12 protein-coding genes and 1 tRNA gene are annotated in these 13,331 nt (G+C 50.9%); 5 read left to right on the forward strand and 8 right to left on the reverse strand.

The window, feature by feature from the left end; translation table 11 throughout:
- Window positions 1-86: 86 nt before the first annotated feature.
- Together Q320_RS18350 and Q320_RS0103805 are read right to left on the reverse strand one after the other, a co-directional pair.
- A complete protein-coding gene (locus tag Q320_RS18350; protein ID WP_156938970.1) occupies window positions 87-485 on the reverse strand; it encodes an HPF/RaiA family ribosome-associated protein in 399 nt (132 codons plus the stop codon).
- Window positions 486-934: 449 nt separating this feature from the next.
- On the reverse strand, window positions 935-1,222 hold the full coding sequence (locus Q320_RS0103805) for a hypothetical protein (protein ID WP_051534439.1): 288 nt from the start codon (window positions 1,220-1,222) through the stop codon (window positions 935-937).
- A gap of 151 nt (window positions 1,223-1,373) precedes the next feature.
- Here Q320_RS0103805 and Q320_RS0103810 point away from each other — a divergent pair, with 151 nt between their 5' ends.
- From Q320_RS0103810 to Q320_RS22090, 3 genes are all read left to right on the forward strand, one after another.
- Entirely contained in the window at window positions 1,374-2,246 is an 873-nt protein-coding gene (locus tag Q320_RS0103810; RefSeq protein WP_027467907.1) for a LysR family transcriptional regulator, read from the forward strand.
- An 86-nt stretch (window positions 2,247-2,332) separates the two neighbouring features.
- Window positions 2,333-2,719: a hypothetical protein gene (locus Q320_RS0103815; RefSeq protein WP_027467908.1), complete on the forward strand. Its 387-nt coding sequence runs from the start codon at window positions 2,333-2,335 to the stop codon at window positions 2,717-2,719.
- A gap of 356 nt (window positions 2,720-3,075) precedes the next feature.
- The gene (locus Q320_RS22090) at window positions 3,076-4,827 is read left to right on the forward strand and encodes a glycoside hydrolase family 19 protein (protein ID WP_156938971.1); all 1,752 of its coding nucleotides are present in this window, start codon (window positions 3,076-3,078) and stop codon (window positions 4,825-4,827) included.
- 83 nt (window positions 4,828-4,910) lie between these two features.
- On the opposite strand, the gene Q320_RS0103830 is transcribed toward Q320_RS22090, so the two are convergent.
- Complete coding sequence (locus Q320_RS0103830; protein WP_027467910.1) at window positions 4,911-5,789, reverse strand: DMT family transporter; 879 nt, start codon at window positions 5,787-5,789, stop codon at window positions 4,911-4,913.
- Window positions 5,790-5,958: 169 nt separating this feature from the next.
- On the opposite strand from Q320_RS0103830, the gene Q320_RS0103835 reads away from it, so the two are divergent.
- Window positions 5,959-6,795, forward strand: a complete 837-nt coding sequence (locus tag Q320_RS0103835; RefSeq protein ID WP_084282335.1) for an AraC family transcriptional regulator — start codon at window positions 5,959-5,961, stop codon at window positions 6,793-6,795.
- On the opposite strand, the gene nagZ is transcribed toward Q320_RS0103835, so the two are convergent.
- The 4 genes from nagZ to mltF all read right to left on the reverse strand — a co-directional run bounded on the left by nagZ (window position 6,784) and on the right by mltF (window position 12,153).
- On the reverse strand, window positions 6,784-8,355 hold the full coding sequence (gene nagZ / locus Q320_RS0103840) for a beta-N-acetylhexosaminidase (RefSeq protein ID WP_027467912.1): 1,572 nt from the start codon (window positions 8,353-8,355) through the stop codon (window positions 6,784-6,786). The two genes, Q320_RS0103835 and nagZ, sit on opposite strands and share 12 nt — an antisense overlap.
- Before the next feature lie 75 nt (window positions 8,356-8,430).
- Entirely contained in the window at window positions 8,431-8,997 is a 567-nt protein-coding gene (locus tag Q320_RS0103845) for a GNAT family N-acetyltransferase (RefSeq protein WP_027467913.1), read from the reverse strand.
- A gap of 84 nt (window positions 8,998-9,081) precedes the next feature.
- Entirely contained in the window at window positions 9,082-10,470 is a 1,389-nt protein-coding gene (gene gltX / locus Q320_RS0103850) for a glutamate--tRNA ligase (RefSeq protein ID WP_027467914.1), read from the reverse strand.
- Between the two features lie 213 nt (window positions 10,471-10,683).
- Window positions 10,684-12,153, reverse strand: a complete 1,470-nt coding sequence (mltF, locus tag Q320_RS18360) for a membrane-bound lytic murein transglycosylase MltF (protein ID WP_051534440.1) — start codon at window positions 12,151-12,153, stop codon at window positions 10,684-10,686.
- 121 nt (window positions 12,154-12,274) lie between these two features.
- Here mltF and Q320_RS0103860 point away from each other — a divergent pair.
- Window positions 12,275-12,364 (forward strand) — tRNA-Ser (locus tag Q320_RS0103860).
- Window positions 12,365-12,447: 83 nt separating this feature from the next.
- Here the strand turns inward: Q320_RS0103860 and Q320_RS0103865 are convergent.
- The gene (locus Q320_RS0103865) at window positions 12,448-13,329 is read right to left on the reverse strand and encodes an ankyrin repeat domain-containing protein (RefSeq protein ID WP_027467915.1); all 882 of its coding nucleotides are present in this window, start codon (window positions 13,327-13,329) and stop codon (window positions 12,448-12,450) included.
- Window positions 13,330-13,331: the final 2 nt, after the last annotated feature.

A 13,331-nucleotide genomic window follows, 5' to 3' on the forward strand; every position in this document is an offset into this window, starting at 1 on the left:
AGATGCTGTTCATTATCGGTAGGCCTTTTATTATTTCTAATGTTTGTTTCAATCAACCCATTCACCCCGAATGGGCTGATTCAGTTTTAAATCGCCGCTGCGACAGCGGCTTCATCGGCCATATCGGCAGCGATCAGCATTTCATTGGCCAGCACTTTACGGCTGGCAATTTTGCGCACGACTTTTTGTCGTTTGGCATTCACGCGCTGAATAGTTTGTGCCGCGCGGTGAATTGCTCTATCCACGACTGATCGCAAATCACTGCCGCGCTCATGCACAATCACCGCCTCATGCCCAGGCACGATCAGCTTCACTTGGACCGATTTATCCGCGCCGCCTTTCGGGCCGTTTTCGTCGCTGAGGCGCACGGTAATCGCGCCGATTTTACTGAGGGTACGATCCAGCGCGAGGCGCAGACGATGCAGAATATAGCTGTGCATAGATGAATCGATAGCTAATCTGTGAGTCAAAATGAGTGGTCGCATTGTCAATCTCCAAAAAGGATAAATTAAACCAAGCCTCACTGGGTGCAATTTATAGATTGCGGCATTCCAGTGAACCTTCAAGTTAACGCAATAAAGCGCAGAAGGAAATCAGAGTATGACTGATACACCTTCAATTTTTATCGATAGATCGTGGCAGTATTCACAGCCTTTGATTTGGAACTAAATCGACTCCCGCCAGAGTACTGTTTTGCAGCAAGTACAAATAGTGTAACGTCTTGCATCAACCTGATCCACCCGCTGCTCGAGGTTGCCACATTGATAACAAGCAATCTTCTCTCCCCGTACCAACTCTGAAAATAACTCTCGATATTCAGCTTGGCTGATCCTTCGATGCCAGTGTTTCTGCAGCCACGGGTTATGAATCACAAAAGGAGCCATAACGCTCAACACAGCTGATGCTGTTAGTGTCCCGATAATTCGTAATGCGTTCATTGATCCATCTCCCGCCATAAGCGATTTTTACATTGCCGACAAATCGTTTGCCGCCGCCAATCGGTGTATTGCAACAAGCCCACATCCAATTGCAGCGTCGAACCGCAATGGCAACACGCGGTGTCATCACCTTGCACGCAGTACGGATGAGTTTGCCGATACTCTTTTAAAGTCGGCAACTGTTCCCACTCCTTTTGTGCCCAAGGATTGTAGGCAATGAAATACCAGATCAAGCACGCAGCCAGCACAAGGCCGATCACACTCAGCCAATGCGTCATATCCATCCCACTTCTCCTCTTTAGATTGCGGTGTAAATCGAATAGCAAAGCGTGAAATTATTCATACGCTTTAGCTTGGCTTACTTTAACTGCGCTTTACAGATTCAAACAGCAGGCTTACATTGACTCATCATCAGCTTTTTTCGATCTATAAACCATGAGCGACGCCGTACTGAATTACCGACATTTATATTATTTTTGGGTGGTCAGCCAAGAAGGTGGTATTAGCGCGGCAGCGCGCAAATTGCAGATGACACCGCAAACCATCAGCAGCCAGCTGTCTTTACTCGAAGCGCAAATCGGCAAAGCCTTGTTTACGCAAGTGGGGCGCAAGCTTGAACTCACTGACGCTGGCCGCAGCACACTACCGTTTGCCGATCAGATTTTTATGCTCGGCGAGCAATTACAACAAACGCTCGCCAGCGACAGCACACCGCGCCAGCGATTTCATGTTGGCGTTGCCGATGCGCTACCCAAGGCTGTCGCCCAGCAATTGCTCGCCAAGACGCACAGCGCCCATAACCGCTTATTATGTATCGAAGGCTCTCCCGACGAATTGATGGCCAAGCTGGCTATGCATCAACTTGATGTCGTACTGGCAGATCGCCCTGCCGCACACGGTGCACATTTACGGCTGGAAAGCCAAGCCTTAGCGCAATGTCCGGTGATGATTTTGGGTAATGCCGCGCAAGCAGCGGCACATTCTGCGCAATTTCCAGCCAGCCTGCATGGCGCGCCTATGCTCTTGCCTACGAGGGATACGGCGCTGCGAACGCAATTAGATTTATGGTTTTCAGATCGAAATATCGTACCCGATATTGTCGGTGAATTTGCGGATAGCGCTTTGATGCAAGCTTTTGGTATAGCAGGTATTGGCCTCTATCCATCACCAATCATACCTTTCAGTGCAATACCCACAAGTGAATTACAATCACTCGGCCATCTTGAAGGCTTATACGCCGATTATTACGCCATCTACGCACAGAAAAAAATTAACCATCCAACGCTCGATCAGTTACTGCAGCGCTAATCCTTAAGGCTGAAAATTCCAGAGTTAGAAACGACAGAACAAAAAATAGCCCGCTGTAAAAAGCGGGCTATTTTTCATTCAAGCTGATGGTGACTTATTTTCGCTTTTTTGCCGAACGCTGTGTTTTGCTGGCTTTATTCGCCTTGCTCGATGGTGAGTGCGCGGCAGAGCGCTGTGCGGACTTCTTCGTTGCCGAGCTCGACTTAGATTTAGATGTCTTTGATTGCTTCGCTGATTTCTTCGTCGCGGATTTGCCCGAGGCTTTAGTGTGCGATTTAGCCTTCGGCGGCGAAGCAAGCACTGGCGTACTAACTTTGGCAGGGCTGGCTTTACGCACAATCGGTGGCGCCGCCGCTGCATCATCAAAAGGCAAAGGCGCATCTTCCGCCAATACCAATCCTGAACACAACAAAGAACCAATCAATAACATTATTTTTCGCAGCACATTGCTTCCTCTATTTCAAAATGGCTGAGCCCAGACTCGGCCAAGCACACAGCGGCACATTATAAACGAGCTAGATCTAAATGACTTAGGACTTTCCCTTGCGCCAAAGCCTAAATATCGACAACAGAAAAGCATGACGTCAGCATTTTACGCTAGTTATTTACAGTGCAAATAAGACTATGAAATGATTGAAGATATTTGTTTTGTAGTGATTGACAGCGCAACTACAGATGGTAGGATTCACAGCATAACTTAAATACCAGTCAGGGCTTGATGCACTGATCAATCAAAAGTGTAAGTTATAGCAGTAATAGGATATTCCCAAAAAACAAGGCCGGACTTCAATCCAAACGGATCAGTACCGACCAACGAGGAGTGAGACAAATGAATAAAGCGATCAAACTTTCTGCACTGATTAGCGCTGTATTTCTAAGCGCAAGTGTGTGGGCTGCTGACTGGAGTGCCAGCTCGGTTTATACCGCCGGTGAAACCGTTACTTATCAAGGCAATACCTATACCGCCAAATGGTGGTCCAGTGGTGAAATCCCAGGCTCTAGCCAATGGGGCGCATGGAAACTAGTCAGCACAGGCGGTGCAACACCAGCGCCGACTGTTGCACCAACGGTCAAACCAACAACAGCACCAACGGCAGCGCCGACAAGCCAACCTACCGTAGCACCCACTGCAACACCTACGGTGAAGCCAACTACAGCACCGACTATTGCACCAACTGCCACGCCAACCGTAGCGCCAACTGCTGTACCTACCGTAGTGCCTACAGTGGCACCAACACCAACTGCAGCCCCCACTGCCACACCAGCACCAGGTAACGGTTTGCCTAAATGTGCAGCCGCATGGAGTGCCGCATCATCGTATGCCGGTGGCTCAGTTGTAAGCCACAACAATACCAGTTACACAGCAAAATGGTGGGTGAATGCGGGGGTAACACCAGGCACTGCAGCAGACTGGAACACAGGCAGCGCTTGCGATGCATCGGCATTACCGACCCCTGCACCAGGTGGTGGTACGACGACAGGCGGCTTGCCAACGAAAGCCCAAGCCGAAGCTTACGCAGCAACGCTGACCAACAGCGACATTTTCAACAAAGTAAAAGCTTCAGTTCGCACTTTGCCGAACTCCGTCGTTGAGGCCGTTGCACCGGGACTGATGAGCAATCCAAGCAATGTGAAACGCATCGAAGGCATCATGCCAAAAGCGAAATGGGATTTCTATTTCTCTAAAGCGCACCCAAGCTACACCTACACTCGCTTCTTGCAAGCATCCGCTAAATTCCCGGCATTCTGTGGTGACTACACCGATGGCCGCAATGCCGACGAAATCTGCCGTCGCTCATTGGCTGCTTCGTTTGCTCACTTTGCGCAAGAAACTGGCGGTCACAGCGTAACGCAGTACGGCAATCCAGAATGGTTGCAAGCACTGGTGCATGTCCGTGAAATGGGTTGTTCTGACGACGGCACCAATTGTGGTTACAACGGCGAGTGCGCTGATCCAGTATTCAACAAAGTCTGGACTTGCGGTACTGATGCCAAAGGCGGCTACATGAAATACTTTGGTCGCGGCGCGAAACAATTGTCGTACAACTATAACTACGGTCCATTTAGCCAAGCGATGTTTGACGGCGACCAATCGGTATTGTTGAAAGATCCAGATCGCGTAGCGGAAAGCTGGTTGAACTTGGCCTCTGCCGTGTTCTTCTTCGTTTACCCACAGCCACCAAAACCATCGATGTTGCACGTGATCGACGGCACTTGGGTTCCAAACGACTTTGATAAAGCGCGTCAATTGGGTAACGACTTCCCAACGTCGATTCAAATTATCAATGCCGAATGCCAAGACACACCGACTAAACCAGCTGCACAAAATCGTCTTGATTACTACACCGAGTTTGCCCGTGACTTGGGCTGGGATATCAAACGCGAATCAATGAAATGCGCAGGTATGGGTCGTTTTGACGGTGGTTCATCCGCAGCATTCAATATCTACTGGGAAAAAGATTGGAAAGTGGGCGGCGATAACAAGTGCCAACTCGTTAGCTACCAAACGCCGTACAACGCTTTGATCGATGGCCAATACGTGAAATGCGTAGATGCTAACTGGGGTATCACTCTGAAGTAATTACTAGCCATAGGCTACAGAGAAATACTGCCATAGCACACAAAAACGGGAGCCTAGTCTCCCGTTTTTTATTTAAGCCCAAATTATTTAATTATTAAACGAGATCGGCCACTGCGCTGCGCCAGAAGCACCCCCGCCAAAATCAAAGCACCGCCGAGGATATGATAAATTTCTATCGTTTCACCCAAGGCCAGCACCGCGATCAGCGCGGTAAATAGCGGCAATAAATTCATAAAAATTGCGGTTTTATCACTACCCATCGCTTGCACCCCACGCATCCAGCAATACGCCGCAACGACGGATGAAGCGATCCCTGCAAATAGCACTAGACCGAGCGCGGGCATCGGCAACGCCATACTTTGCGCGGTCATCGCCACTGGAATCAGCAGCAACACGCCGATCAGCACTTGCACGTATAAATTGAGCCACGCCGAAAAAGGCAAAGCCCAGCGCTTTAACAAAATCCCATACAGCGCATACGCCGCCGCGCCGATCAGCATCAGCACATCACCGAGATTCACACCGCCGTGCAGTAAATTGAGCGGCTGACCTTGGCCAAGCAAATACAACACACCCGCCAAAGACAGCGCCACGCCGATCAAAGCCAGCGCACGCGGTTTGTGCTGAAAAAATAGGCTATTGAGCAACAGCCCCAATAAAGGAATTAGCGCACAAATTACGCCCATATTGGTCGCCGACGTGCTGTGCGCGGCGTAATACGCCAAGCATTGATACAGCACCATACCCAACAGCGCGAGCACTGCAAATTTGGGTAAAAATGGTCGTATCGCCACGCGCTGCTGCCACAACAAGCGGCCACAAAATGGCGTCAGCACCAGCGCGGCAATCAGCCAGCGATAAAATGAAATTGCAGCCGGATCAATCACCGTCGCAGCCGCTTTTGATACCACGGTATTGGCCGCCCAAATCAATACCGCCAACAATGGAAACCACGCTTGCATCGTATTCTTCTCTGTTGATTTATAACACCCAGTTTAACGCCGTCTTATTTCATGCTTATAATGCAATCCAGACAAAACACTCTTTCATTTCAGACAACTTGTGCCAAATTTTTATGGCAAGGCGGGGAAGCCGCAGACAGTACATCTCGTACGACAAGGCGACACAACGATGCAAGAAAACTTTGGCTTTACTACGTCCTTAGCCCCGTATAGCGCGAGCGATATTAGTCTCGCCGCGCCCGAGCCTTTATATTTTCGCCGCGAGCGAGTCGACGCTCATACTGGCTATGCGCCGCATCGCCATCGTTGGGGGCAACTCAATCGGATTAGTCTGGGTCTGATCGAAATCACCGTTGGCGATGAAAAACTCATAGCGCCTGCTGATTACATTGTTTGGGTTCCTGCCGAATTGGTCCACGCGGCGTATATCAAGCAAGCGCTGGACTACACCTCAGCCTATGTGTCAGACGAATGGGCGCAGCACTTACCCAAGGCCACGACCTTAATCGCGCAAACGCCGTTGATTCGCGCGCTATTTGATGACTTTGCACAGCGGAAAATTAGCAGTACGGCCGATGCCAATGAACAGCCACAAGCCCAATTGCTGCTACAACGCCTGTGCCAGTCTGAGCAACGCCCCAACTATCTGCCAAGCAGTTCGCATCGGCAACTCACCATCATTTTGCAAACCTTGCACGATAATCCGGGCGACAGCACGCCGCTGGCGCAATGGGCAGCGCAAGTACACACCAGCGAACGAACGCTGGCGCGGCAGTTTCAAAAGGAATTGGGAATGAGCTTTGTGCAGTGGCGCAATCGGCTGCGTTTGCTGAGCGCGCTGGCGCAACTTAAAGATGGCGTTGCAATTCAAGATATCGCATGGCGACTCGGCTACGGCCATCCATCCGCATTTATTGCAATGTTTCGCCAGCACACGGGGCTGTCCCCCGAGCGCTATCGGCGACAAATGCAAGGAGGAACCAACTTTGCAGGATTACTGGCCTAATAACTTTTTCGCCACGGAAATCAGCGCCGCTGGCCGATTGCTATACGCCGCCAAGCGCCCTTTTGCATTCGGCAGTAGATTCAAGTCATAATGCAAACGCCCCGCCACCAGCCAGAGACGCTCAGCAGGCAGTTGTGCCAACAAGGTTTGCTGCGCAGTCGACAAACACGCGTTATAACTTTGCACAATCACTTGCGGATACGACTCAGCCGCCAGTAGCAGTGCGCTAATTTCAGCCTCCGTCGGCGACGGAGAAACGATCAGTTCATCGACTTGGCAGTTCGCCGCCAATAGCAAAGGCAACAAAGTGCCGCGCGCGGCGGTGCTTTTTCCTAGCGCTACTTCATCAATTTCGGTGCGCGTTTGCACTTCGACAGTCATCAATAAAATTGGCAAGCTTAAATCAACAGCTTGAAACTGTTCGCTCACCTGCAAAGCCTTCGCCTGTACTGAAGCCGCCAAGGCCAAGGCTTCCGGCGTTTGCAATTGCTGCGGCTCAAACGGAGCTGCCCAATCGCTCACCGCTGCGGATTGCTTTAAGCGCGCAATTCGCGCCAGGGATTGCTGGACTCGCTCACGACTCAGCACACCACTGGCGATGTGCTCTTGCAGCGCCAATACCGTCGCTTGCTGCAAAGCATGTGTATGCGACACCAAAATCAAATCTGCCCCCGCCTGCAAAGCCTGTACCGCGCCAGCCACCACGCCAACGCCTGAAGCAATCGCCGCCATCTCAAGACAATCAGTGAAAATCACCCTGTCAAAACCCAGCTCATCTCGCAACAAACCCGTCAGCACCGCGTGCGACAGTGTTGCGGGCGTATTGGGATCAGGCTCAAACTCTGGGAACACCACATGCGCCGTCATCATCGCATCGACGCCAGCGGCAATCGCCGCTTTAAACGGCGCCAGCTCAACCTCATCGAGGCGTGCTTTTGCATGTGGCACCACCGGCAGCGCGTAATGCGAATCCATCGCCGTATCGCCGTGCCCAGGAAAATGCTTGGCCGTCGCCGCCACACCCGCCGCCTGAATGCCACGGATCGCCGCCAAGCCGTATTCACTTACCGTAGCGGCATCTTCACCAAACGCGCGAATGCCAATCACCGGATTAGCCGGATTATTATTAATATCCAGCACCGGCGCGAAATTAATATTGATCCCCAGCTGACGTAACTCCGCCGCACCAATGCGATGCAAAGCCTCACAATCGGTCGCGCTACCGCTGTCCGTGGACTGATTGGCTGACGCTCGGGCATACGCCATCGCAGAAGGTAACGGCGTGACGCCCGCCTCAATCCGCATCACCATCCCCCCCTCTTGATCAATGGCAATCAACAGCGGAATGTCTGACACTTCGGCATTAATGGCTTGCAAACCACGGCACAGCGCCGCCACCTGCGCGGGTGATTCAATATTGCGGCGAAACAAAATCACGCCACCGATACGTTGCTCGCGAATTAAGCCGGCAATCTGCGCATTCGGCACAAAGCCATCAAAACCCACCATGACGAGCTGACCGACTTGCTGTTTTAAAGATTCAGAAAGATTTGGATTCATTGCGCAAGGCTTCCTTCAAACGGTGGAGTGAGTTGGCTTGGTCGGCAAATCGCCGCAGCCCTTAATTTACCAGACTTAAGCCTTTGCGTTCACAGCCCAACGCGCTTTAGAGAGGCGATACAGACAATGCTCGCGCAGTTCATGCCCGAGCAGCACTTTAGGATGCTGAAAATTTTCGGTCTCTTGAAGCATTCCCAAGCGGCGCATCACCGCTTGCGATGGCTGATTGTGAATACTGGTGAACGACACAATTTCCGCCAAATTAAGCTGAGTAAAACCACAGCGTAATGCACCTTGCGCAGCTTCGGTCGCGTAGCCTTTACCCCAAAATTCATGCGCCAAACGCCAGCCGATTTCGGTACACGGCGAAAATGGTAATTCGGGTGAAGGGATATTCAAACCGACAAACCCAATGAAACGTTGCGTAGCCTGCTCCTCAATCGCCCAAAACCCCCAGCCCTGCTCGGTAATAATGCTACGCATCGCTTCAAACGCCGCATCACTTTTATCGCGGCTTAAACACGCCGGAAAATATTGCATCACACGCGGATCGGCATTCATTTGCGCGAAAGCTTCCGCATCTTCATCGCGCCACTGGCGAGCGATTAATCTATCCGTTTTAAATTCGATGATGTCCGCCATATCAAAACTTCCTTGCAAAATTCCCAGCTCAATAACAAAAAAGCCAAGTTAACCTTGGCTTCTTTGTTTCACTCAGTGCAAAACTTAAGCGCGTAGACGGCGCAAGACTTCTTCACGACCAATCAGCGCCAATACCGCATCCACTGATGGGGTATTAGTAATGCCGCACACTTTCGCGCGAATCGGCATGCCGACTTGTGGCATTTTCACGCCTTGCTGTTTGACGAAATCTTTAATCAACGCGCCCAAGCTCGCTGCATCCCAAGACTCTAGCGCAGCGGCGGCTTCAGCGAACAGCTTCAAGCGCTCTTCGTCTTCTGGCGTGAGGTGCTTATCGGCGATTTCTTGTGTTGGCGTTAAAGCTTGGTAGAAATACTCGGCTTGATCGGCCATTTCGACCAAAGTTTGGCAACGATCTTTCAGCAAGACGCACACTTCGGCCAGCGCTGGACCTGCTTCGGTTTTCACGCCTTTGTCGGCCAAGAAGCCCGCAACGCGCTCAGCCAATTTAGCTGGCTCTGCGGCTTTGATATATTGCGCATTAGTCCACAGCAATTTGTCGCGGTCCATCCGGCTTGGGCTGCCGCTGACGTCTTTCAAATCGAACCATTCTACGAATTGAGTCATCGAAAAGATTTCGTCATCGCCATGGCCCCAACCGAGTCGCGCCAGATAATTGAGCAATGCTTCAGGCAGAATCCCTTGCTTATCGTAATCGACCACCGACACGGCGTCGCGACGCTTGGATAACTTAACGCCTTGATCGTTATGAATCATCGGCAAGTGCGCAAACACTGGCACAGCAACGCCCATCGCTTCGTAAATTACGATCTGGCGCGGCGTGTTGTTCACATGGTCATCACCGCGAATAACGTGGCTGATTTTCATATCGGCATCATCAACGACGACGCAGAAGTTATACGTTGGCGTGCCGTCGGGGCGCGCGATGATTAAATCATCCAGTTCGCTATGGCCAATTTCGATGCGGCCTTTGACTTGATCTTCCCACACCACCGAGCCGCCGATTGGCGTTTTAAAGCGCACCACAGGTGTTATGTCTGCTGGAATTGCGGGCAAAGTTTTGCCAGCTTCTGGACGCCAAGCGCGGTTATAACGTGGCTTTTCGCCTTTCGCCTCAGCTTCGGCGCGCTGTGCTTCGAGTTCTTCTTTGCTGCAATAGCAAAGGTAGGCGTGACCGCTGTCCAGCAATTGCTGGATCACCACTTTATATCTATCCATGCGTTGCATTTGGTAGAACGGACCTTCGTCGTAGCCGATATTAACCCAATGCATGCCGTCCATAATCGCTGCCACCGATTCAGGCGTCGAGCGCTCCAGATCGGTATCTTCAATCCGCAGCACAAACTGGCCGCCGTGTTTTTTGGCATACGCCCAAGAAAACAGCGCAGTGCGAACACCACCAATATGAAGTAAACCTGTTGGGGAAGGGGCAAAGCGAGTGCGTACGGTCATGGCAGCAAGTCCAGCAAAATGCAAAAGCGTTATTGTACTTTAAATGCAGGCTATTGCTGTAGATGCAGGACTTCACCGCAGCGATACACACGGCAATAAGCCCAGCACAGGAGTAAAACTTTACGGCGGCAATTCGTGGGTTATTTGAATTTAAAGCGATGTATTGAGCTGTATCCATTATTTTATAATGGATACAGCTCAATACCTAGATAATTATAAAGCAGCCAAGCGCCTCGGCTTGGCTATGCTCAGTTTGCTATTGATATCCAAGGTCAGATTGCCCGGATTGTAAACGACAACTTCGCTAGAAAACTCCGGCAAGGTGACTTTGCTCGGTTTTTCAAAACGCACCAAAATATCGTAATACGATTTCAATGTTTCTACGTACACCACCGGTGCGCCGCCTCGCGCGTAGCCGTATTTAAGCGTACTAAAATGCTCGGGCTTCCTCAGTAGCGGCAATACGCCTTTCAGGTCGGTCCAGCTATCTGGGTTGATGTTGAGGCGCAGCGCCAAAGTGCGGGCGTCTTCCACGTGGCCTAGGCCAATATTATAGGCCGCCAGTGCTTGCCAAGTTCGATCCGGCTCGGGAACGGTTGCAGGGATGTTTTTACGCATCATTTGAATATAACGCGCACCGCCCAGAATACTCTCACGCGGGTTTAAGCGATCAACGCGCAATAAAGACGCCGTATCGTTGGTCAGCATCATAATGCCGCGCACGCCGGTCGGCGAAATCGACTCATTATTCCAATGTGATTCTTGATAGGCTAAAGCGGCTAATAAGCGCCAATCAATGCCGGTTTCTTCTTCGGCTTTTAGAAAAGTAGCGCGAAATTGCGGTAAGGTGGATTTAATTCGCCCCAAATAAGTTAGCGCATCGACCGGATCAATCCGATTGACGTGGCCATAATAGCGATCTTGCAAACGGCTCAACGAGCCTTCCGCAATCACTTGGCGGAAATACGCCGAGATCATCGTACGCAATTGCGGATCTTCATCGCGCACCGCCCACGACAATTGCTGGCCGCTGTTAGTAGATGAGTTTGTAAACGATTTAGAAATCGCCACATTAGGATAATAATTTTGCGCTACATCCGCCGCATGAGAATCAACGACGGCATAGGCCAGCTTGCCGCTTGATACTTGCTCGATCAAATCTTCGTTATCGACTTGCGCTACGGTATTAAGCTGCAACAGCGGATATTGAGCTTTTTGCTGACTGAGCGAATCCACATATTGCGGCAAAGTGCTCAGTACCGCTTTGCCTTGCTGGATCTCACGCAGCGCATCGGCTTCGCTACGCGACGAAGCGTAAACCAAAACTGGCGTGATATTTTGATACGCAGGGCCAAATAATAAGCCTTCGCTCTCCATACCACGATGCACGCCGACGGCTAGATGTGCCTCGTGTTGCTTGAGGCGCTGCACCACTTCGCCATACGTGGCCGCCATAATAAAGCGCACTTTCAGGCCATTGATTTCAGCGAAACGCGTCACTAAATCATATTCAAGCCCAGCATAACGGCCCTCGGCGTCCACATATAAAGTGGTCGGGCCATTTTGCACCAGCACGGTTAATTCTTTGGATTCCGCCCATGGTAATACACGTTGTGCTTGCGACGAATGTTCGCCACAGCCCAAAAGTACGCACGCTGAAAGCGCAATCAAGAATCTCTTCATGCTGGTCCTGTTCCTTACTAAGATGCCCGCATTGTGCCTAAACCTAGGCAAAAAAACAAACAAAACAACAAACTAATTCTTGGCAAACAAGGACTTGCAGCGTAGAATCCGCGATCTTGTTGGAGAGGTGGCAGAGTGGTTGAATGTACCTGACTCGAAATCAGGCGTAGTAGCGATACTATCGGGGGTTCGAATCCCCCTCTCTCCTCCAGCGGAATAAAAAATAAAGCCCTGATTGATTCAGGGCTTTATTTTTATCTAAAAATGAAGTCAGGCGCTAGCGCATCAGCCGCGTCACAAATCAAATAAGGGTTTAATTTTGGCGGAGTCAGGGTGCAGCATCGCCAATTCGTATGCCGATTGCCCACGCAGATCCAGCGTGCGCGCATCCGCACCATGGCTGAGTAATAATTCAATAACACGGCGATGCCCAGCTTCGGCGGCGTAGTGCAAAGCGGTTTTTCCTTGTTGGTCTTGCTCATTAACGATCAAGCCTTGCTCAAGCAACAAAGCCACTGCGCCGACTCGCCCTTTAGCGGCGGCGGCCATCAATGGCGTAAACCCATGATGATCGCTAACATTTAAACGCACGCCAAAACGTAACAATAAATTCAAGCCATTGCTATGGTCACCTGCAGCAAACAAATGCGCGGCTTGCTGGCCTTCTGAATTAGCAGCATGAGCGCGAGCGCCGTTTTGTAACAGTAATTCAGCGGCATCGAAATGCCCGTAAAACACCGCCCACCAAAAAGCTGTTAAGCCATCGCCATCGGGCGAATCAACGTGTGCGCCGCCCTGCAATTGCTCACGCAATACCTCCAGCCTGCCGCGCTTGGCAGCCTCAAGATAAGCTGGAAGATCAAATTCGTTTAAATGAATCGCCGATTCAGTTCGCACCGCTTCTTCATAACCCCAAATCGCTGCCTCACTGCCTATCCCCATTACGCGGTCATGTTCACGCTGAATGGTAAATAGCTCATGTGCTACATCAGGCGGAAAGCCTTCCCGATCACCGCGCGTATCAAATAGAAGTTCGTTTAAAAAAACGACCAGTGTTTCTCGGCCCCACATCTGCGCCACGCGCTCGGCGATACGTGGGTAGTGTTCGATCAATAGTTGCGGCTTATTTTCAGGCCCTAAAACCTGAAGAAGCCGAGAAGCCAATGCTGCGTCCATGA

Source organism: Deefgea rivuli DSM 18356 (assembly GCF_000620145.1).
Lineage (GTDB): Bacteria > Pseudomonadota > Gammaproteobacteria > Burkholderiales > Chitinibacteraceae > Deefgea > Deefgea rivuli.